This is a genomic window from Homoserinimonas sp., from assembly GCF_056262345.1.
This window is the reverse complement of the sequence record NZ_JBACFR010000154.1, coordinates 1-20,385: the sequence shown is the minus strand read 5'-3', so window position 1 is coordinate 20,385 and position 20,385 is coordinate 1. Positions and strand designations below refer to the sequence as shown.

Here is a 20,385-nt window from a genome sequence, read left to right as displayed (position 1 = left end):
CACGATGATCAAATCTGACTTCTCCAACCCCGTTCCCGAGCGGTTGTCCCAGGTGCATTTCGTGGGAATCGGCGGCGCGGGCATGAGCGGCATCGCCTCGATGTTTGTGGACGCCGGCATCGTGGTCACGGGATCTGACTCCCGAGACGGAGCGACGGTCGAGGCGCTCCGCGCACGCGGCGTTGCTGTGGCGATCGGCCATAGCGCAGCCAACGTTGCTGAGCCGGATGCGCTCGTGGTAACCGGCGCTATCGCCGAAGACAACCCCGAGTATGTTGAGGCCCGTCGCCGCGGTATCCCCACGATTCACCGGGCCCAGGCTCTCGCCTGGCTCACCTCGTCGGCGCGTCTGGTAGCCGTCGCGGGTGCGCATGGAAAGACCACGTCGACGGCGATGCTCGTTACGGCCCTGCGCCAGCTTGGAGCGGATCCCAGCTTCGTCAACGGCGGTGTCATCCGCGATCTTGGCGTTAGCGCCGCGCGGGGAGCAGGAGAACTCTTTGTTGTCGAGGCGGACGAGTCGGACGGCTCCTTCCTGCTTTACGACACGGCTGTCGCCCTCATCACGAACGTCGACCCTGACCACCTGGATCACTACGGCTCGAGGCAGGCGTTTTCTGATGCCTTCGTCGAGTTTGCATCTAAGGCGCGCGAGTTCGTGGCAATCTCATCCGATGATCCCGGTGCCGTAGAGATCGCGGCGCATCTGCACGATAGTCGCGTCATCACTTTTGGCATGGCACCGACAGCCGATGTTCGCCTGCATGCCATTGACGCAGGCGCCACCGTGTCGTTCTCGCTGTCGTGGCGCGGCGAAGAGTTCGCGGGGGCACTCAAGGTCGCAGGAGTGCACAACGCGGTCAACGCCGCTGGGGCTTTCGCTGTGTTGGTCGGCTTGGGCTTCGAGCCGCAGGCGTCGCTCGACGCACTCGCGACATTTGGTGGTGCCGAACGCCGCTTCGAGTTTCGCGGTGAAGTCGATGGAGTGCGCGTCTTCGATGACTTCGCACACCATCCCACCGAGGTTGAAGCTGCTCTCTCTGGCGCGCGAGGCGTGGTCGGCACGGGGCGCGTTATCCCGCTGTTTCAGCCGCACCTCTTCACCCGCACCCAAGATATGGCGCAGGAATTCGCCGACACTCTCGAGCGCCTTGCCGACTACACAATCGTTCTGCCGATCTACGGGGCTCGCCAGGATCCGATCCCCGGTGTGACGGGCGCAATGATCACCGAGCGCTTCAGCGACCCCAGCAAGGGCCGCTACATAGAGGATTGGCAGGCGGCGGCGGATTACGCGGCTGAGATCTCTCGGCCCGGAGACATTCTGGTTCCGATGGGTGGAGGGGATGTGCACCTCATTATTCCGAGCGTGCTCAGCGCCCTTGAGCGCAAGGCTGCGGTGAATGAAACGCCCTGAGGGCTTCGATAGCTCTGCAGCGGCACGGCAGGTGCCGCCTGCGCCGGTGACTTCGGCGAGCCCCGAAGAGGGAGGTCTTTCTGGCGGTGCTACCCCGAAGGGAACCAATCCTGCCAAGAGCTCGAGCGCCAAAAGGACTCTTCGTCGGCTGCCAGGGCGCAGCCGGCAGCCTGCGGACCGGGATCGTGCGGGCGAAGCGCCCGTGGTGGTGCCGAAGCGTGCGACACAATCGCGGCCCGGCAGTAACCCTGTGGAGTCTGCGGCGGATGCGGCGAAGCGCGCCAGGCGGGAGGCACGGCGAGCGACGAGGGCTCGGCGCAGGTTTGAAAAGTCTGAGGTGCGGCGGTTCACACGGCGCGCGCGGCACCGCAGGGCGGCGTGGCTTGGGGCAGGCGGCACTGTTGCGGTGTTCGCCGGGCTCATCGCTGTCGCGGTGTTCTCGCCGCTTCTGTCCCTCGACAAAATCGAGGTGACTGGCACATCCCGAATCGATCCTGCGGCTGTAGTCGATTCCGTAGACGGCCAAATGGGCACTCCGCTGGCGCTCGTCGATCTCGATCGTTTGACTCGTGACCTGGGTGAGTTCCCGTTGATCAGGAGCTACGTCACCGAGATGGTGCCTCCTCACACCATGGTCATCCACATCACCGAGCGACAGCCTGTTGGCGCCATCATCGTCGGCGACGGGTACCGTCTGGTTGATCCTGCCGGTGTCGTGGTTGAGAAGTCCGATATCCGTCCGCCGGGGGTTCCGTTGCTGGAGTTGGTGGGTGCCGACGAGGATTCGACGACGTTCGACTCCGTCGTTGAGGTGCTCCTAGCGCTTCCGCCGGAGGTGCTCGCGACGGTTGATTCTGTGACCGCCTCGACTATGGACGATGTCACGCTGGTCTTCGGTGGCGTCGGGCAGCGAGTCGTGTGGGGGAGCGCAGACCGTTCTGAGCTCAAAGCGCGCGTGCTCGAGAAACTGATTGCCAATCAGGATCCGGCGATAGCGGTCGAGTACGACGTGACGGCACCGTTGAGCGCGGTTGTGCGCCCTCTCTGACGCAATTTTTGGGTGTTCGAGCGCCCGGGGGTGAGAATCTCCCTGGGGTTTTCCGACACGCCCGCGTGTCTGGGCGCGCCTGACCCTGGGGCCGCTACTTTCGATTCAGGAAATACATACTGAGCATAACTTTAAGCTTCTACCAGAGGTTGAGAGTTCCCAGCGGAGGCCGGACGTGTCAACAAACCAGAACTACCTCGCCGTCATCAAGGTCGTCGGAATCGGCGGCGGAGGCGTGAATGCGGTTAACCGCATGATCGAGCTCGGCCTTCGCGGTGTCGAATTCATCGCCATCAATACGGATGCCCAAGCGCTTCTCATGAGCGACGCCGACGTCAAGCTCGACGTCGGTCGGGAGCTCACGCGCGGGCTCGGAGCCGGTGCAGACCCCGAAGTGGGCCGTCGCGCTGCTGAGGACCACGCAGACGAGATCGAAGAGGCGCTTGCCGGCGCCGACATGGTGTTCGTCACCGCGGGCGAGGGTGGAGGCACCGGCACCGGCGGCGCCCCCGTCGTTGCCCGCATCGCCAAGTCGATTGGCGCCCTCACGATCGGTGTCGTAACGCGCCCGTTCGGCTTCGAAGGCAAGCGGCGTGCAGCGCAGGCCGAACTGGGTATCACCGCGCTCAAGAGCGAGGTCGACACCCTTATCGTCGTGCCGAATGATCGTCTGCTTGAGATCAGCGACCGGGGCATCAGCTTTCTCGAGGCTTTCGCAACCGCAGACCAGGTCTTGCTCGCCGGCGTGCAGGGAATCACCGACCTCATCACGACCCCTGGCCTCATCAACCTGGACTTCGCCGACGTCAAGTCGGTAATGCAGGGTGCAGGCTCTGCGCTCATGGGCATCGGGTCCTCGCGGGGTGCAGATCGTGCGATTAAGGCCGCCGAGCTCGCAGTCGCATCGCCCCTCCTCGAAGCCAGCATCGATGGTGCACACGGAGTTCTGCTGTCAGTGCAGGGTGGGTCGAACCTCGGAATCTTCGAGATCAACGACGCCGCCAAGCTGGTGCAGGAGGCCGTTCACCCCGAGGCCAACATCATCTTCGGTGCCGTCATCGACGACACGCTCGGGGACGAGGTTCGCGTAACGGTCATCGCCGCAGGCTTCGATGGTGGCGAGCCCGTCGTCAAGCGACAGGGACACCGTTCCAACTTCGTAGAGCCGGGCGAGGATGCGGCAAACGGCGAGTCGGAGACCCCGCTTGCCACCCGCGCCGAAACGACTGCTGCGTGGTCGGCTGCCGAGCCCGAACTCCCGAAGGCGGCAAGCGACCCCGTCTTCGACTCGAGCGACGACAGTCTGGACATCCCCGACTTCCTCAAATGATCGATTCGCTTTCGAATTCCGCTGCAGGCGCTCCCCAGCTCGGGGAGCGCCTGCAGCGCGTTCGCTCGGCGATCGGGCACGCCGCACTGTCGAACGGACGCTCGGCTGATGACATCACTCTCATTGTGGTCACCAAGTTTCACCCTGCGTCGCTCGTGCGGGAGCTATTCGAACTCGGTGTGCATGACTTCGGTGAGAATCGCCACCAGGAGGCATCTGCCAAGGCGACTGAGCTTCGAGACCTCCCGATCAACTGGCACTTTGTGGGCCAACTTCAGTCGAATAAGGCAAAAGCGGTTCGGTCATACGCCAACACTGTCCACTCGGTTGATCGTGCTTCCGTCGTTTCGGCGCTCGACATCCCGGGCGCCGATCTCCTTGACTGCTTCCTCCAGCTCAACCTCACAGATGACCCGCAGCGCGGGGGAGTCAGCGACGAAGGCCTGGAGCGTCTCGCAGAGCAGGTTCTCGCGGCACAGAGTCTCCGGCTACGGGGAGTCATGGCCGTGGCACCGCTTGACGAGAATCCGCGGCGTGCATTTGAACGCGTGCGCCTGGCGTCGGAGCGGTTGCGGCGCATGGAACCGGCGGCAGACGCAATCTCCGCCGGTATGTCGCACGACTTTGTCGACGCCATCGCAGAAGGTGCGACACACCTCCGCATCGGGTCGGCAATCACGGGAAATCGCCCTGCACAGGGTTAATGTCGATTCGAGACACGAACCACCAGGAGGCTCACACAATGGCTAACCCGCTTCGCAAGACGATGGTGTACCTCGGCCTTGCCGACGAGGAGTTCGACTACGAAGACAAGGCGGCTCCATCGGCGCCGACCCCCGCTCCGGTTCAGACTGCCCCCGCCAGCGCCCCTTCGGCCCAGACTTCAGCCCAGCGCGCGCCGGTGACCCCCCTTCGCCGTCCCGCGGCCGTTCGATCAGTGGGAGCCACCGAGATGAATGAGATTCTCACCGTCCACCCCCGGCAGTACAAAGATGCCCAGTCGATCGCCGAGAGCTTTCGTGACGGTATCCCTGTCATCATCAATCTTTCGCAGATGAGCGAGCCGGATGCTCGTCGCCTGGTCGACTTCGCCAGCGGTCTTTCCCAGGGGCTCTACGGCAAGATTGAACGCGTGACCTCCAAGGTGTTCCTTCTTTCGCCAGCGCACGTTGCCGTCAGCGGTGACCGCGCTCAGGAGAACGACGCGGACGGCACCTACTTCTCCCAGAACTAGGGGTCGAGCCGGCAGCCGCGACCGTTCGTGGCTGTAGGCTCGAGGACACGGTGTGTCCGGGTTTTTCGGTCACACGTTTTGTCTTCTCAGACCGCTAATCGGATCTCGTGTGGGTTCGCGGCGGCCGCTACTTTTCCGGATGGCCCATGATTCTCGTTGTGCTCCTCACGGTGCTCTACATTGCGTTGTTTCTCTACTTTCTTGCGATGTGGGCGAGGTTCATCCTCGAGCTCGTGACCGCGTTCGTGCCACGGTGGCGCCCGCGCGGTGCAACTCTGGTTGTCGCCGAGGTCGTCTACACCGTCACAGATCCTCCCGTGCGGTTCACCCGGCGCATCCTTCCGCCCGTTCGCTTCGGGGGAATCTCGCTCGATTTCGCCTGGAGCATCGTGATGCTTGTGGTACTGGTGTTGCTTTATGTCGTGTCCTGGGGTCGCCAAGTGGCGGGTTCCCTGTAACCTATTCAGAATCCGGTGTCACTGGTTCCGCACAGCCTGCGCTTTCCAGTCTTTGTTAGCGTTGAGCTTCACGGCAGTATCGATCAGAGAGTTTTTGAGGTGACGAGAATGGCCCTTACGCCTGAAGACGTAGTCAACAAGCGGTTCCAGCCGACGAAGTTCCGCGAGGGCTACGACCAGGACGAGGTAGATGACTTCCTCGACGAGGTTGTTGTCGAGCTGCGGCGCCTTGGTCAGGAGAACGAGGAGCTGCGTCAGCGCCTCGTCGCGAGCGAGTCGCGCATTGCCGAGCTGCAGCGCAGCGGAGCCGAGGCTCCTGCGGCCGCCGCGCCGAGCTACGTCGCCGAGCCCGTTGCTGCACCGGTAGAGGCACCTGTCGTCGAGGCTCCCGCCGCAACGCCTGGTCTCGATGAGACGGGCAGCACCAACAACCTCCTGCAGCTTGCGCGTCGTCTCCACGAGGAGCACGTCCGCGAGGGCATCGAGAAGCGTGACGCACTCATCGCCGAGGGTCAGGCCACCGCTCAGCGCGTTGTTGCCGAGGCCGAGGCGACCGCTCAGCGTGTTGTCTCAGAGGCAGAGGCCGAGCAGCGCCAGAAGGTTGGCGAACTCGAGGCTCAGCGCACCGGTTTGGAATCGCAGATCGAGGAGCTTCGCACCTTCGAGCGTGAGTACCGGGCCAACCTCAAGAGCTACATCGAGGGCCAGCTTCGCGACCTTGATTCGGCTAGCACCGTGAACACCGCTAGCTCGAATACTGCTGCGGCTTCGTCCGACTTCGGTGGCGACTTCGGTGTCCCCGCTAACCAGCCTCCGGCTAACTTCCAGGGCTTTGTCGGCAACTGATCCGGCAGAGACTCCTGGCGCACCTCGCGCCTCTCGCTCCCGAGTCAGCCTAAAAGCTCTCGGCCTGCTGGTCTGCGTCGCACTTCTCGTGTACGTCGCAGACCAGCTGAGCAAGGCGTGGGTCGTTGCCAATCTCGATGAGCGCACGGTCAATCCGGTTCTCGGAGAGTTGCTTCAGTTCGTTTTCGTACGAAACCCCGGGGCGGCGTTCTCGCTCGCCAGTGGGTCGACCTGGATCTTCTCCATTGCGGCCTCGCTCGTCACACTCTTCATCATTCTGTTTGCGCACCGCATCCGTTCCATCGGGTGGGCTGTGCTGTTCGGAATGCTGCTCGGCGGAACACTCGGCAACCTCACCGACCGACTCTTCAGGGAGCCGGGCTTTGGCGTCGGTCATGTAATCGACTTCATCCAGGTGTGGGGCTTCCCGGCGATCTTCAATATCGCCGACATCTTCATCGTCTCGAGCATGGGGCTGTTCATCATCCTCACCCTGAAGGGCATCGGGATGGACGGCACACGCCAGACAACCGAGCCAAAGTCCGACGGATCCGTCGGCACAGCGATCAACGATGAGGCTCGGTAGCTCCGCAATGCAGTCACGTTCAGTACCCGTTCCCGACGGACTCGTGGGCGAGCGCGTTGACGCTGCCCTCTCCAAGCTGATGGGTTTTTCCCGCAGCTTCGCGGTCGAGGTGATCGAGGCTGGCGGCGTGCGAGTGGACGGCGTCGCGGTTTCGAAGTCCGACCGCCTTCGAGCGGACGGCTGGCTCGACATCGAATGGGAAGACCGTCAGGCTCCCCGCATCGAGCCGATGCTCGTGCCCGATTTTGGCATCGTCTATGACGATGACGACATTGTGGTCATCGACAAGCCCGTCGGAGTTGCGGCTCACCCGTCCGTTGGCTGGACGGGACCAACGGTTCTCGGCGCGCTTGCTGCGGCCGGATACAGAATCTCCACGTCGGGTGCCTCTGAGCGCGCGGGAATCGTGCATCGTCTCGACGCAGGAACCAGCGGTCTCATGGTCGTGGCCAAGTCAGAGCATGCCTATTCAGCGCTCAAGCGTGCGTTCCACGATCGCGAGGTCGACAAGATTTATCACGCTGTCGTCCAGGGACACCCCGACCCTCTGCGTGGGACGATCGACGCTCCCATCGGCCGACACCCGTCGTCTGCATGGAAGTTCGCTGTCGTCGCAGGCGGCAAAGACTCTGTGACGCACTACGAGACGCTTGAGGCTTTTCCCGCAGCGTCGCTCCTAGAGATTCACCTCGAAACCGGGCGTACGCACCAGATTCGGGTTCATATGGCCGCCCAGCGGCACCCCTGCGTCGGCGACTCGATGTACGGCGCAGACCCTACCCTCTCGGCCCGTCTCGGGCTCGAACGCCAGTGGTTGCACGCCATGCGTCTGGGGTTCCGCCACCCCGCAACGGGCGAACCCGTTGAGTTTGAGTCGACATACCCGGCCGATCTTCAACACGCGCTCGACGTGCTGCACGCGAGCTAACCACCGCCGAACTAGACTGGATAACCACCCTCTAGCAAGACGGAGAAGTAGTGCCCGCGAGCAGCGATTCCTTCGTGCATCTTCATGTGCACAGCGAATACTCGATGCTGGATGGGGCGGCGCGTGTTAAGCCCCTCATCGATGCCGCGGTAGAGCAGCAGATGCCGGCAGTCGCAGTGACCGACCACGGCAACGTCTTCGGGGCGTACGACTTTTGGAAGACCGCCAAGGCCGCGGGAATCAAGCCGATCATCGGCACCGAGGCGTACATCACCCCCGGAACCGCCCGCGGAGACAAGACCAGAATCAAGTGGGGCAACGGCGGAGAAGACGATGTCTCCGGGGCCGGTGCCTACACACACATGACCCTCCTGAGCGAGACGACGCAGGGGCTACACAACCTTTTTCGACTCTCGTCCAAGGCGTCGCTTGAGGGGTATTACTTCAAGCCGCGCATGGATCGCGAGTTGCTGTCCCAATACGGCAAGGGCCTCATCGCCACGACGGGCTGCCCGAGCGGCGAGGTTCAAACCCGCCTCCGCCTGGGCCAGTATGACGAAGCGATTAAGGCCGCCTCCGATTTTCGCGACATCTTCGGCAAAGAGAACTACTTCGCCGAGATCATGGATCACGGGCTGGGCATCGAGCGACGCATCATGGACGACCTGCTCAGGCTTGCCAAGCAGCTCGACCTCCCGCTTGTCGCGACCAACGATTTGCACTACACCCACGCGCATGACGCGACGAGCCATGCGGCGCTGCTCTGCGTGCAGTCGGGAACGACGCTTGATGACCCCAAGCGGTTCAAGTTTGATGCCGATGAGTTCTATCTCAAGTCGGCCGCGCAGATGCGCCAGCTCTTTCGTGATCACCCCGAGGCCTGCGACAACACTCTTCTCATTGCCGAGCGATGTGACGTGTCGTTCGACGAGGGCGCCAACTACATGCCCCGCTTCCCGGTTCCCGAAGGAGAAACCGAGGAGAGCTGGTTCATCAAAGAGGTCGACAAGGGCCTGCACTTTCGCTACCCCGACGGCATCCCGGAGGATGTGCGGCGTCAGGCCGACTACGAGGTCGGTGTCATCCTGCAGATGGGCTTCCCGGGGTACTTCCTCGTGGTCGCCGACTTCATTAACTGGTCAAAAGACAACGGGATTCGCGTCGGCCCCGGCCGAGGCTCCGGTGCCGGCTCAATGGCGGCCTATGCCATGCGCATCACCGACCTTGACCCGCTGCGCCACGGGCTCATCTTCGAGCGCTTCCTGAACCCCGACCGCGTCTCTATGCCCGACTTCGACGTCGACTTCGATGATCGTCGCCGCGGCGAGGTCATCAAGTACGTGACCGAAAAGTATGGCGACGAGCGTGTTGCCCAGATCGTCACCTACGGCACAATCAAGGCAAAGCAGGCGCTCAAGGACTCATCTCGAGTTCTCGGGTTTCCGTTTGGCATGGGGGAGAAGCTCACGAAGGCGATGCCGCCGCCCATCATGGGCAAGGACATCCCGCTGACGGGGATCTTCGACAAGAGCCACCCGCGCTACAAAGAGGCCGGTGACATCCGGGCCGTCGTTGAAACCGATCACGAAGCTAAGACAGTTTTCGAGACCGCGCTCGGCCTCGAGAACCTCAAGCGGCAGTGGGGCGTGCACGCTGCCGGTGTGATCATGTCCAGCGAACCGCTGCTCGACATCATCCCGATCATGAAGCGTGAGCAAGACGGCCAGATCGTCACGCAGTTCGACTACCCGGCGTGCGAGGCGCTCGGCCTCATCAAGATGGACTTCTTGGGGCTCCGCAACCTCACGATCATTTCGGATGCTCTTGACAACATCGAGTCGAACCGCGGATTCGTTCTCGACCTCGAAGGTCTTGAGCTCGACGATCAGGCCTCCTACGACCTGCTAGCCAGGGGAGACACGCTCGGCGTCTTCCAGCTCGATGGCGGCCCCATGCGCGGCCTCCTTCGGTTGATGAAGCCCGATAACTTTGAAGACATTTCGGCTGTGCTGGCGCTCTACCGACCGGGGCCGATGGGTGCGGATTCGCACACCAACTACGCCCTGCGCAAGAACGGGCTTCAGGAGATCACGCCGATCCACCCGGAGCTGGAGGAGCCTCTCAAGGAGATCCTCGGTGGCACCTATGGCCTCATCATCTACCAAGAGCAGGTGATGTCCATTGCCCAGAAGGTCGCAGGGTTCAGCCTGGGTCAGGCCGATATTCTTCGGCGGGCCATGGGCAAGAAGAAGAAGTCAGAGCTCGATAAGCAATACGAGGGCTTCCGCGGAGGAATGCACGAGCGCGGCTTCTCAGATGCTGCCGTTAAGTCGCTCTGGGACATCCTGCTCCCCTTCTCTGACTACGCCTTCAACAAGGCCCACTCGGCGGCATACGGTGTCGTGTCGTATTGGACTGCCTACCTCAAGGCCCATTACCCGGCCGAGTACATGGCGGCGCTTCTCACGAGCGTCGGCGATTCCAAGGACAAAGCTGCGGTCTATCTCAACGAGTGTCGCCGCATGGGAATCAAGGTTCTGCCCCCGGATGTCAATGAGTCGATCGGGTTCTTCGCCGCAGTCGGTGACGACATCCGGTTTGGTCTCGGTGCCGTGCGCAACGTGGGCTTCAACGTGGTTGAATTCATCAAGCAGGCCCGCGAGGAGAAGGGGCGATTCACCTCGTTCCACGACTTTCTCAAGAAGGTGCCGATTCCCGTTGCCAACAAACGAACGCTGGAATCGCTCATCAAGGCGGGCGCTTTTGACTCGCTCGGTCATACGCGCAGGGCGCTTTATGAGATTCACGAGGAGTCGGCTGAAGGTGCCGTGCGAGACAAGCGCGCAGAGGCCCATGGGCAGGTCGGCTTCGACTTCGACAATTTGTGGGATGAACCTCAGCAGGCGCTGGCCGTTCCCGAGCGGCCAGAGTGGTCCAAGCGTGACAAGCTGGCGTTCGAGCGCGAAATGCTGGGCCTCTATGTCTCGGACCACCCGCTGGCCGGGCTCGAGCTGCAACTGGCCAAGCATGCGAGCATTTCCATTGCCGAACTGCTGACGGGCGAGGCCGCCGCCGACGGCGAGACCGTCACAATCGCCGGCCTTGTCACATCTGTGCAGCACCGCACCGCTCGAAACTCCGGCAACCCGTACGGCCTCATCACTGTCGAGGACTTCGGCGGCGAAATCACGGTCATGTTTCTGGGCAAGACCTATCAGGAGTTCTCTCCCGCGCTGGTGAGCGACTCCATCGTCGTCATCCGTGCCCGCGTAGGGGTGCGAGACGACGGCGTCAACCTCCATGCGTCAAGCATGTTCCAGCCCGACCTGGGGCAGAGTCTCGGCTCCGGGCCGCTCATGATCTCGGTGCAGGAGTTCAGGGCGACGACGGATGTTGTCGCTGCGCTCGGCGATGTGCTTATCCGGCATGCAGGCGATACAGAGGTGCGCCTCAAGCTCATCAAGGGCAGCACCGCCCGCATGTTCGAGGTGCCGTATCCGGTGTCGGTGACGGCTGATCTCTATGGAGAACTCAAGTCGCTGCTCGGGCCGTCCTGCCTCGGCTAACCGACCGGGGCCAGAGGCTAGAATTATTCTCGCCATGATTCAGACAATCGACCTGCGCGGTCAGCGCCCCACCACATCCGAGTTCCTCGCCCTCATCCCGCGTTCCAAGACCGATGTGTCTGCGGCTACGGCAATCGCCGAGGATCTGATCACTGCGGTGCGAACCCAGGGGAGCGCAGCCCTTCTCGACCAGGCAGAGCGCCTTGATCGGGTGCGTCCGCCGCGCGTGCGGGTGTCAGCCGAGGAGATCGCCGCTGCTGTCGCAGGTCTTGACCCGCGTGTTCGTGAAGCGCTCGAAGAAGCGATCGATCGTGTCCGCCAGGCAAGTGCCGCCCAGGTGCCCTCGCCCACCGTCACGACCTTGGGTCCAGGAGCCGAGGTCGTTCAACGATGGTCGCCCGTGCGTCGGGTCGGGTTCTATGTGCCCGGTGGCAAGGCGGTGTACCCCTCGAGCGTTGTCATGAGTGTTGTTCCGGCCCAGGTGGCCGGAGTGCAGGCGGTTGCGCTCGCCTCGCCCCCGCAACACGATTTCGGCGGGTCAGTTCACCCCACGATTCTGGGCGCAGCAGGTCTCCTCGGTGTGGACGAGATCTATGCCATGGGAGGCGCGGGAGCCATCGGTGCCTTCGCCTACGGCGTTCCCGACATCGGCCTTGAGCCTGTGCAGCTGATTACGGGCCCTGGCAACGTTTTTGTTGCGGCGGCCAAGCGTCTTGTACGCGGCCAGGCGGGAATTGATGCTGAGGCTGGCCCCACCGAGATTCTGATCATCGCCGACTCCTCGGCAGACGCCCGGCTCGTTGCAGCTGACCTCATCAGCCAGGCGGAACACGATGAACTCGCCTCTTCCGTTCTAGTCACGGACTCCGTCGAACTCTCTAACCGGGTCGAGGAGCAACTGGAGCGCCTGGTTGCTCAGACCGCCCATCGCGAGCGAGTCACTGAGGCCCTTCGCGGCATCCAATCGGCCATTGTGCTCGTGGATGACCTCGAGGTCGCTGCCGACTTCAGCAACGCTTACGGGCCGGAGCACCTCGAGCTCCAGGTCGCCGATGTCGACGGTGCACTTGAGCTCATTGAGAGTGCGGGCGCGATCTTTGTCGGCCCCCACTCGCCCGTGAGTCTCGGTGACTACCTCGCCGGCTCCAACCACGTTCTGCCGACGGGCGGCCAAGCGCGTTTCGCTCCTGGGCTGGGCGCCTACACGTTCCTGCGGCCGCAGCAGGTCATCCGTTATTCGGAGGCCGCGCTGCGCGACGTTGAGCAGCGAATCGTCACGCTGGCGACAGCGGAGGATCTGCCGGCCCACGCTGCTGCCGTGACCGCCAGGTTCGAAACCGAGAAGTAATAGGCAGAGCGCCTCCGGGGAGCCTCCACGGTTTCTTCCCCCGCGCCCCCTATTCTTGGGTCACCATGTTCTGCCCATTCTGTCGCCACCCCGATTCCCGCGTCATCGATTCCCGCACCAGTGACGACGGCATGTCGATCCGTCGTCGCCGACAGTGCCCAGAATGCGGGCGCCGCTTCAGCACGACCGAGACCGCGAGTCTCAGCGTCGTCAAGCGCAACGGTGTTCTCGAACCGTTCAGCCGCGAGAAGGTCGTGGCCGGGGTGCGCAAGGCGTGTCAGGGCAGGCCCGTCACCGACACCGATCTCGCGCTTCTAGCGCAGCGAGTAGAAGAGGCGATCCGAGCAACGGGAGCGTCACAGATCGATGCCAACGACATCGGTCTTGCCATCCTCGCGCCACTCAGGGAGCTAGACGAGGTCGCCTATCTTCGCTTCGCAAGCGTTTACCAGGCGTTTGAGTCTCTCGACGACTTCGAGTCGGCGATTACGCAGCTGCGCCATGAGCACGGCGAAGATCGTCTGAGGGGTTCGTCGCCGACCTCATAGGCGGCCACCGTGGGGGAGTGCGCACGCTAGGGTTTCCCTTGGTATGTATCGCTTTATTTTCTCCACGTTCCTCACCCGTCTCGACCCTGAGGCCGCTCACGGGTTGGCTTTTGGCGTCATTCGTGCGCTTCCCTATATCGGACTTGGCGCGCTTGCTCGAGCCTATGCGAAGCCGGATCCGAGCCTTCGGGTGGAGGCCCTCGGCCTCACGTTTGAGTCGCCCTTCGGCATCGCCGCAGGGTTCGACAAGGAGGGTCTTGCCATTCGTGGGCTTGGGCAGCTGGGGTTCGGCCACGTCGAAGTAGGTACGCTCACCGCACAGGCGCAGCCGGGCAACCCCAAGCCGCGCATGTTCAGGCTTGTGGCCGACCGTGGGTTGATCAACCGTATGGGCTTCAATAACCACGGCGCCGCCGAGGCGGCACCTCGACTGGCGCGTGAGCGCCGTCGCCGCGTCCGCCCCATCATCGGGGCGAATATCGGCAAGAGCCGGGTGGTGGATGTCAATGCTGCCATCGACGATTACCTCACGAGCACTCGTCTGCTCGCGCCCGTGAGTGACTACCTCGTGGTCAACGTGAGCTCCCCGAATACGCCGGGCCTGCGGGGGCTCCAAGAACTCGATCGTCTCGCGCCGCTTCTGACGGCAGTGCGGGATGCTGCCGGCGGCAAGCCCGTGCTCGTCAAGATCGCGCCCGACCTCTCCGATGACGAAGTGCGCCGCATCGCGGAGCTCACAACGAGCCTCGAGCTCGCTGGCGTCATCGCCACAAACACGACTATTTCGCGCGAGGGTCTTGCAGCCGATGCGGGACTCATCGAGCGCATTGGCGCTGGTGGGCTCTCTGGCGCGCCTCTCAAGGCGCGCTCGCTCGAGGTGCTGCGTTTGCTGCGGGCCGCGCTGCCTGCCGAGACCTGTGTGATTTCGGTCGGCGGGGTAGAGACCGCAGCTGAGGTTGCAGAGCGGCTCGCCGCTGGGGCAACGCTCGTGCAGGGTTATACGGGATTCATCTATGAGGGTCCGCTCTGGGCAGCCCGCATCAACCGCGGCCTCGTGCGCCTCGCTGGCGCAGCCTGACGTTTCGCGGGGTCGCCGACTCTCGACACCTCGCACGCTGGGCCGAGACCAAAAAAGATGCCGTGCGGTCGAAACCGCACGGCATCCGCTCGTTAACGTGTGACTTAAACCGGGAACTCCCGGCGCTTCACCTGCGGCTTGGGCAGTCGCATCGGGCGCATCTGGAGGCAGCGCATGGCGCAGTACCACCGGGTGCCCTTCTGAACTGTGCCGAACTTGGCCGTGAGTCGACGGGTAACCAGCCAGCCCGCCACGATGCAATCGAGCACGGCGAGCAAGAAGAAGGCCCACAGCACGAACACACTCACGATGCCGATGAGCGGGTCCGCAACAAATGACATCACGATGATGAGGAGCATTACGGGAATCATGAGCTCGCCGATGCTGAATCGTGCATCAACGTAGTCGCGCACGAACTTGCGCTGGGCACCCTTGTCGCGGGCCGGAAGATACTTCTCTTCGCCGTTGGCCATACCTACGCGGGCACGGTCGCGGGCCTCGTTGTACTTAGCTTTCGCCTCCCGGTTGGCCGTCTTGCGGTCGTTCGAGACGAGGGGGCGCTGATTAGCTGCCTCTCGCTCCTTGCGGGTGGGCGTCGGACGGCCCTTACCGGGCGCATTGTCCGTTGTGAGCTCGCTGTCGGGCTCGATATCGCGTGCAGGCTTGGCCATGGATGATCCTTGCGTAGTCGTCTGCTTAAGATTACCTGCATGACATCAATGGACATCACAGGTTCAGGGGCATCGGCAGACGACTTCGCGCGCGAGCTCCGCGGCATCGTTTCTGCCGGCCTGCCCGCCGCGATTGCTGACCTTACTGGACTGGTTCGAATCCCGTCTGTTTCATGGCCGGCGTTTGACCCAGCATTTGTCGCGCAGAGCGCGGATGCGGTTGCAGAACACCTGCGCGATCTGGGCGTATTCGACTCTGTTGTCGTCTCGAGCGCCCCGATCGGCGATGGCGAGGCCCACGGAAAGCCTGCGGTTCTCGCGACGCGTGCAGCCAAAGCCGGCGCGCCGACCGTTCTGCTCTATGCCCACCACGATGTCCAGCCGCCCGGAGACGACGCCGACTGGGATTCCCCGCCGTTTGAGCCGGCCCTGCGCGGGGAGCGTCTCTACGGACGCGGCACCGCCGACGACAAGGCCGGAGTCATCGCGCATGTCGCTGCAATTCGAGCCCTCTTCGAGGCGCTCGATAACGACGTCGACCTCGGCATTGCCGTCTTCATTGAGGGCGAAGAGGAGTCTGGTTCGCCGTCGTTCGCCAACTTTCTCACTCAGCACCGCGCCGAGCTTGCCGCCGATGTCATTGTTGTGGCCGATTCCGATAACTGGAATGTGACGACCCCCTCCCTGACGGTTTCGCTCCGGGGCAACGTCGCGGTGGTTCTCGAGGTGCGCACGCTCGAGCACGCATCTCACTCGGGAATGTTCGGGGGAGCAGTGCCTGACGCCATGATGGCGCTCACCCGTCTTCTTTCCTCGTTCCACGCCGACGACGGCTCGGTCGCCGTCGATGGTCTGACCACTCACCCCATGGAGACTCCCGAATACTCCGAAGAGACACTCCGGCGCGATGCTGGCCTGCTCGACGGTGTGCGCCCGGTCGGCAGCGGGAGCATCCTGTCCCGGCTGTGGGCAGGCCCGGCAATTACGGTCACCGGCATCGACGCGCCGACCGTAGCGAACGCATCCAACACTCTGACGCCGATGGCGCGCGCTCGAGTGAGCGTGCGCGTCGCCCCGGGACAAGACGCGGGGGAGGCCTACGCGGCCATCGAGCGGCACATCCGCGACAACACTCCATTCGGCGCGCGGGTCACGCTGAGTGATGTCGAAGTCGGCAACCCATTCCTCGTCGACACCGAAGGTTGGGCCGTGGCCGAGGCCACGAAGGCCATGGAGGATGCGTGGGGCACGCCAGCGGTTCTCGCTGGCATCGGTGGGTCCATCCCGTTCATCGCCGATCTCGTCGAGGTGTTTCCCCAGGCTCAGATCCTCGTTACCGGCGTCGAAGACCCCGACACCAGGGCCCACAGCCCCAACGAGTCACTGCATTTGGGTGTTTTTGAGCGAGCCATTCTCACGGAGGCCCTGCTGCTCGCTCGCCTCAACGCCAAGAACCGCAGCTGAGAGTGCGACGCGGGGGAATACATCCCGCGTGTCGCGTGCTTACACTAGAAGAAGTGGCCCGATAGGGCTGAGAAGAATGAGGAGCGGCATGACCGACACCACAGTGACCCAGACAGCATCCCAGGGCGTAGTGACCAGCGAGAGCGGCCACGGAGTGCTCCTGAGCGATGCGGCAGCAGCAAAGGTCAAGTCCCTGTACGAGCAGGAGGGCCGTGACGACCTTCGCCTGCGCGTTGCCGTCCAGCCGGGCGGATGCTCGGGGCTCATTTACCAGCTCTACTTTGACGAGCGCCTGCTTGAGGGCGATTCCACCGTTGATTTTGATGGTGTTGAGGTCGTCGTCGACAAGATGAGCGTGCCCTATCTCGAAGGGGCGAGCATCGATTTCGAAGACACAATCCAAAAGCAGGGATTCACTATCGACAACCCGAACGCTGGCGGCAGCTGCGCTTGTGGGGATTCCTTCCACTAAACGTTGATCACGCCCGTGATCATTGAGGGGAAGTCGCTTTGCGACTTCCCCTTTTTGCTGCCCGGATGGCGTTTCCCGGTTCAAATGGACCCCCAGAGAGCGGTAGGCTGATTCCTGTCAATAGACTGAGTTCGTCCAGTCCCGTGTCATCCGAGAGGTCCCAGGTGCGTTCTAACCGCCGTCTTCGATGGGCTGCCATCCCCCTGGCAGCAACACTTGTTGCAGTCCTAGCAGGATGCACCCAGGCCCAGCTCCGTGGGTACCTTCCGGGGGAGCCCGGAATCACCAACCACACCGACCGCATCGCCGGTCTGTGGACAACGTCGTGGATCGTTCTCCTCGTCGTTGGTCTGATCACCTGGGGACTCGTCCTCTGGGTAGCAGCGGTGTACCGCCGTCGCAAGGGCCAGACGGGTCTTCCCGTCCAGCTTCGCTACAACATGCCGATTGAGATTCTCTACACGGTGATTCCCTTGATCCTCGTAGTCGGATTCTTTGCCTTCACGGCACGGGACCAGACGGCGATCGAGCAGCCAGAGGCTGATGCTGATGTCACGGTCGAGGTCTACGCCAAGCGCTGGGCCTGGGACTTCAACTACCTCAACGAGGGCCCTAACGGCGACGGCGTCTACTACCAGGGCATTCAGGCCCAGGAGACCGACGAGTCGCCTTACATCGACTACGACCAGCTGCCCGTTCTCTACTTGCCGGTCGGTGCCAACGTGGAGATCGTTCTGGAGAGCCGCGACGTCGTGCACTCCTTCTGGGTCGTCGACTTCCTCTACAAGAAGGACACGGTTCCCGGCAAGAGCAACCACATGTATTTCGTTCCTGAAAAGGAGGGCGAGTACATGGGCAAGTGCGCCGAGTTCTGTGGTGAGTACCACTCGCTCATGCTCTTCAAGGTGAAGGTCGTCTCGCAGGCTGAGTACGACGACTACATCCAGAGCCTCGTTGACGCCGGTCAGACTGGCACCCGCGGGGCCGAGTACAACACGAACAGCAACCTGCCCGGCACCAAGCCGCTGGACAGCGGAGAGTAAGGCACGGAGATGACTACCACTACCGAGACCAAGGAGGCCGCTCCCGAGGGAGCCGCCACCATCGGCCACACCGTCTCACCGAGCGCACGTCGCAAGGGCAACATCGTCGTCAGCTGGATCACCTCCACCGACCACAAGACGATCGGATACATGTATCTGATCAGCTCCTTCGTGTACTTCTGCATCGGTGGCGTTATGGCACTGATCATCCGCGCTCAGCTCTTCGCCCCCGGCGTCGACCTGCTCCAGACCAAGGAGCAGTACAACCAGCTGTTCACCATGCACGGCACGATCATGCTGCTCATGTTCGCAACGCCACTTTTTGCTGGCTTCGCGAACGTGCTTATGCCGCTGCAGATCGGCGCACCCGATGTCGCGTTCCCGCGACTCAATGCCTTCGCATACTGGCTCTACAGCTTCGGTAGCCTCATGGCCGTCGCCGGATTCCTCACCCCCCAGGGCGCGGCGTCATTCGGTTGGTTCGCCTATACGCCGCTGTCGAGCACGACCTTTACACCGGGAGCGGGAGGCAACCTCTGGGTTGTCGGCCTCGCAATCTCCGGTTTCGGAACCATTCTCGGTGCCGTCAACTTCATCACCACGATCATCACGATGCGAGCACCCGGAATGACGATGTGGCGCCTGCCTATCTTCACCTGGAACACGCTCGTCACGTCCCTGCTCATTCTGATGGCATTCCCTGTTCTTGCTGCTGCTCTCTTCGGTCTCGCAGCGGACAGAATCTTTGGCGCCCACATCTACAACGTCGAAGCAGGCGGTGCCATCCTGTGGCAGCACCTGTTCTGGTTCTTCGGCCACCCAGAGGTCTACATCATCGCGCTGCCGTTCTTCGGCATCGTCTCCGAGGTCTTCCCGGTCTTCAGCCGCAAGCCGATCTTCGGATACAAGACACTTGTCTACGCGACGATCGCCATTGCTGCCCTTTCCGTGACCGTGTGGGCCCACCACATGTACGTGACGGGATCTGTGCTCCTGCCCTTCTTCGCGCTAATGACAATGCTCATTGCGGTGCCAACGGGCGTGAAGATCTTCAACTGGGTCGGAACCATGTGGCGAGGGTCGGTAACGTTCGAAACCCCCATGCTGTGGGCAATCGGATTCCTCGTTACCTTCACCTTCGGTGGTCTCACCGGTGTCATCCTGGCGTCGCCGCCGCTGGACTTCCACGTCTCCGACACCTACTTCGTTGTCGCCCACTTCCACTACGTGGTCTTCGGAACCGTCGTCTTTGCGATGTTCTCCGGGTTCTACTTCTGGTGGCCAAAGTGGACCGGCAAGATGCTCAACGAGAAGCTCGGCAAGATCCACTTCTGGGTGTTGTTCATCGGGTTCCACATGACCTTCCTCATCCAGCACTGGCTGGGCGTAGTTGGTATGCCCCGTCGCTACGCGGTCTACCAGCCCGAAGATGGCTATACGTGGATGAACCAGCTTTCGACCGTCGGTGCAATGGTCCTCGGTGCCTCGATGATCCCGTTCTTGCTCAACGTCTACCTCACGGCGCGTAACGCGCCCAAGGTCACCGTGAACGACCCGTGGGGCTACGGCCGCTCGCTTGAGTGGGCCACCTCGTGCCCGCCGCCGCGCCACAACTTCACCTCGATTCCCCGCATCCGCTCCGAGTCTCCCGCGTTCGACCTCAACCACCCCGAGGCCGGAATCCCCGTCGGAGTCGGCCCGGGCAAGGATGCTCCGCAAGCCCCTGTCTTTGACGCCTCTGATGAGAAGGTGAAGTAAGTAGCGTGAAAACCAACGCACGGATTTTCTGGGTCCTCGCCGTATTCTTCGTAATCGTCGGCGTGGTCTACCTCGGGTGGACGTGGGCAGAGTCTGCTCGCCTCCTCGAGACGACCGGCACCTTCGCTGGCGGCGCGGGAGCCACCGCTCATCCTGAATGGGTCGGAACGCTTGCGATCCTGCTGTGTGCAGTTCTCGTCGCCTTCCTCGCCTTCTACGTCTCCAAGTCGGAGAAGTCGCAGGGCGGGGAGCTGCCCGAGGACCGCCTCGACGCCAACATCGACGACGGCGACCCCGAGCTCGGGCACTTCAGCCCATGGAGCTGGTGGCCCATCATCCTCGCCGGCAGCGCATCAATCCTGATGTTGGGTCTCGCTATCGGTATCTGGCTCAGCTACATCGGCGCGGCGATTACGATCATCGCGCTTGTCGGATGGGTCTATGAGTACTACCGCGGCAATTTCGCCCGCTAACGCAAACATCCGCGCGGCATCCCATGGGGATGCCGCTGCGGTGTTTGCGCTCGTGAACCAGCTCTCTGATCGCTACGACGTCGACCGCGCGGCGTTCGACATCGCCTTCGCCGAGGC

19 protein-coding genes are annotated in these 20,385 nt (G+C 62.7%); 18 read left to right on the top strand and 1 reads right to left on the bottom strand.

Annotated features, from left to right (window positions below):
* Positions 1 to 4: 4 nt before the first annotated feature.
* The 13 genes from murC to AC062T_RS07635 all read left to right on the top strand — a co-directional run bounded on the left by murC (position 5) and on the right by AC062T_RS07635 (position 14,387).
* A complete protein-coding gene (gene murC / locus AC062T_RS07695) occupies positions 5 to 1,417 on the top strand; it encodes a UDP-N-acetylmuramate--L-alanine ligase (protein ID WP_476028833.1) in 1,413 nt (470 codons plus the stop codon).
* Positions 1,404 to 2,465: an FtsQ-type POTRA domain-containing protein gene (locus AC062T_RS07690; RefSeq protein WP_476028831.1), complete on the top strand. Its 1,062-nt coding sequence runs from the start codon at positions 1,404 to 1,406 to the stop codon at positions 2,463 to 2,465. The genes murC and AC062T_RS07690 overlap by 14 nt, the downstream gene beginning before the upstream one ends.
* Positions 2,466 to 2,640: 175 nt before the next feature.
* The gene (ftsZ, locus tag AC062T_RS07685) at positions 2,641 to 3,795 is read left to right on the top strand and encodes a cell division protein FtsZ (protein WP_476028829.1); all 1,155 of its coding nucleotides are present in this window, start codon (positions 2,641 to 2,643) and stop codon (positions 3,793 to 3,795) included.
* Complete coding sequence (locus AC062T_RS07680) at positions 3,792 to 4,499, top strand: YggS family pyridoxal phosphate-dependent enzyme (RefSeq protein ID WP_476028827.1); 708 nt, start codon at positions 3,792 to 3,794, stop codon at positions 4,497 to 4,499. Before ftsZ ends, AC062T_RS07680 begins: the two co-directional genes overlap by 4 nt.
* A 38-nt stretch (positions 4,500 to 4,537) precedes the next feature.
* A complete protein-coding gene (locus AC062T_RS07675; protein ID WP_108516247.1) occupies positions 4,538 to 5,029 on the top strand; it encodes a cell division protein SepF in 492 nt (163 codons plus the stop codon).
* Positions 5,030 to 5,175: 146 nt separating this feature from the next.
* Positions 5,176 to 5,487 (top strand): YggT family protein, encoded by a 312-nt coding sequence (locus tag AC062T_RS07670; RefSeq protein ID WP_108516249.1) that lies wholly within the window; start codon positions 5,176 to 5,178, stop codon positions 5,485 to 5,487.
* 108 nt (positions 5,488 to 5,595) lie between these two features.
* Entirely contained in the window at positions 5,596 to 6,333 is a 738-nt protein-coding gene (locus tag AC062T_RS07665; protein WP_476028824.1) for a DivIVA domain-containing protein, read from the top strand.
* Positions 6,320 to 6,919: a signal peptidase II gene (gene lspA, locus AC062T_RS07660; protein ID WP_476028822.1), complete on the top strand. Its 600-nt coding sequence runs from the start codon at positions 6,320 to 6,322 to the stop codon at positions 6,917 to 6,919. The genes AC062T_RS07665 and lspA overlap by 14 nt, the downstream gene beginning before the upstream one ends.
* A 7-nt stretch (positions 6,920 to 6,926) precedes the next feature.
* On the top strand, positions 6,927 to 7,847 hold the full coding sequence (locus AC062T_RS07655) for an RluA family pseudouridine synthase (protein WP_108996734.1): 921 nt from the start codon (positions 6,927 to 6,929) through the stop codon (positions 7,845 to 7,847).
* A gap of 104 nt (positions 7,848 to 7,951) precedes the next feature.
* Positions 7,952 to 11,413, top strand: coding sequence for a DNA polymerase III subunit alpha (gene dnaE / locus AC062T_RS07650; RefSeq protein WP_476028897.1), 3,462 nt, complete (start codon positions 7,952 to 7,954; stop codon positions 11,411 to 11,413).
* 34 nt (positions 11,414 to 11,447) lie between these two features.
* Positions 11,448 to 12,761: a histidinol dehydrogenase gene (gene hisD, locus AC062T_RS07645; RefSeq protein ID WP_476028820.1), complete on the top strand. Its 1,314-nt coding sequence runs from the start codon at positions 11,448 to 11,450 to the stop codon at positions 12,759 to 12,761.
* 65 nt (positions 12,762 to 12,826) lie between these two features.
* The gene (nrdR, locus tag AC062T_RS07640) at positions 12,827 to 13,309 is read left to right on the top strand and encodes a transcriptional regulator NrdR (protein ID WP_476028818.1); all 483 of its coding nucleotides are present in this window, start codon (positions 12,827 to 12,829) and stop codon (positions 13,307 to 13,309) included.
* A 43-nt stretch (positions 13,310 to 13,352) separates the two neighbouring features.
* Complete coding sequence (locus AC062T_RS07635; protein WP_476028816.1) at positions 13,353 to 14,387, top strand: quinone-dependent dihydroorotate dehydrogenase; 1,035 nt, start codon at positions 13,353 to 13,355, stop codon at positions 14,385 to 14,387.
* 104 nt (positions 14,388 to 14,491) lie between these two features.
* On the opposite strand, the gene AC062T_RS07630 is transcribed toward AC062T_RS07635, so the two are convergent.
* A complete protein-coding gene (locus AC062T_RS07630) occupies positions 14,492 to 15,058 on the bottom strand; it encodes a DUF3043 domain-containing protein (RefSeq protein ID WP_476028814.1) in 567 nt (188 codons plus the stop codon).
* Between the two features lie 39 nt (positions 15,059 to 15,097).
* Between AC062T_RS07630 and AC062T_RS07625 the strand changes: the two genes are divergently transcribed.
* The 5 genes from AC062T_RS07625 (at position 15,098) to AC062T_RS07605 (ending at position 20,268) form a co-directional block, all read left to right on the top strand.
* Positions 15,098 to 16,522: a M20/M25/M40 family metallo-hydrolase gene (locus AC062T_RS07625; protein WP_476028812.1), complete on the top strand. Its 1,425-nt coding sequence runs from the start codon at positions 15,098 to 15,100 to the stop codon at positions 16,520 to 16,522.
* 88 nt (positions 16,523 to 16,610) lie between these two features.
* On the top strand, positions 16,611 to 16,994 hold the full coding sequence (erpA, locus tag AC062T_RS07620; protein WP_476028810.1) for an iron-sulfur cluster insertion protein ErpA: 384 nt from the start codon (positions 16,611 to 16,613) through the stop codon (positions 16,992 to 16,994).
* 164 nt (positions 16,995 to 17,158) lie between these two features.
* Complete coding sequence (ctaC, locus tag AC062T_RS07615) at positions 17,159 to 18,037, top strand: aa3-type cytochrome oxidase subunit II (protein WP_476028808.1); 879 nt, start codon at positions 17,159 to 17,161, stop codon at positions 18,035 to 18,037.
* Positions 18,038 to 18,046: 9 nt separating this feature from the next.
* Complete coding sequence (gene ctaD / locus AC062T_RS07610; RefSeq protein WP_476028806.1) at positions 18,047 to 19,795, top strand: aa3-type cytochrome oxidase subunit I; 1,749 nt, start codon at positions 18,047 to 18,049, stop codon at positions 19,793 to 19,795.
* 5 nt (positions 19,796 to 19,800) lie between these two features.
* A complete protein-coding gene (locus AC062T_RS07605; protein ID WP_476028804.1) occupies positions 19,801 to 20,268 on the top strand; it encodes a cytochrome c oxidase subunit 4 in 468 nt (155 codons plus the stop codon).
* Positions 20,269 to 20,385 lie beyond the last annotated feature (117 nt).

Coding starts and splice junctions, on each gene's coding strand:
- AC062T_RS07635 (WP_476028816.1), top strand. CDS start 13,353: ATGTATCGCTTTATTTTCTCCACGTTCCTCACCCGTCTCGACCCTGAG.
- AC062T_RS07625 (WP_476028812.1), top strand. CDS start 15,098: ATGACATCAATGGACATCACAGGTTCAGGGGCATCGGCAGACGACTTC.
- nrdR (WP_476028818.1), top strand. CDS start 12,827: ATGTTCTGCCCATTCTGTCGCCACCCCGATTCCCGCGTCATCGATTCC.
- AC062T_RS07665 (WP_476028824.1), top strand. CDS start 5,596: ATGGCCCTTACGCCTGAAGACGTAGTCAACAAGCGGTTCCAGCCGACG.
- murC (WP_476028833.1), top strand. CDS start 5: ATGATCAAATCTGACTTCTCCAACCCCGTTCCCGAGCGGTTGTCCCAG.
- AC062T_RS07690 (WP_476028831.1), top strand. CDS start 1,404: ATGAAACGCCCTGAGGGCTTCGATAGCTCTGCAGCGGCACGGCAGGTG.
- dnaE (WP_476028897.1), top strand. CDS start 7,952: ATGCTGGATGGGGCGGCGCGTGTTAAGCCCCTCATCGATGCCGCGGTA.
- AC062T_RS07675 (WP_108516247.1), top strand. CDS start 4,538: ATGGCTAACCCGCTTCGCAAGACGATGGTGTACCTCGGCCTTGCCGAC.
- hisD (WP_476028820.1), top strand. CDS start 11,448: ATGATTCAGACAATCGACCTGCGCGGTCAGCGCCCCACCACATCCGAG.
- erpA (WP_476028810.1), top strand. CDS start 16,611: ATGACCGACACCACAGTGACCCAGACAGCATCCCAGGGCGTAGTGACC.
- AC062T_RS07670 (WP_108516249.1), top strand. CDS start 5,176: ATGATTCTCGTTGTGCTCCTCACGGTGCTCTACATTGCGTTGTTTCTC.
- ctaD (WP_476028806.1), top strand. CDS start 18,047: ATGACTACCACTACCGAGACCAAGGAGGCCGCTCCCGAGGGAGCCGCC.
- AC062T_RS07655 (WP_108996734.1), top strand. CDS start 6,927: ATGCAGTCACGTTCAGTACCCGTTCCCGACGGACTCGTGGGCGAGCGC.
- AC062T_RS07630 (WP_476028814.1), bottom strand. CDS start 15,058: ATGGCCAAGCCTGCACGCGATATCGAGCCCGACAGCGAGCTCACAACG.
- AC062T_RS07680 (WP_476028827.1), top strand. CDS start 3,792: ATGATCGATTCGCTTTCGAATTCCGCTGCAGGCGCTCCCCAGCTCGGG.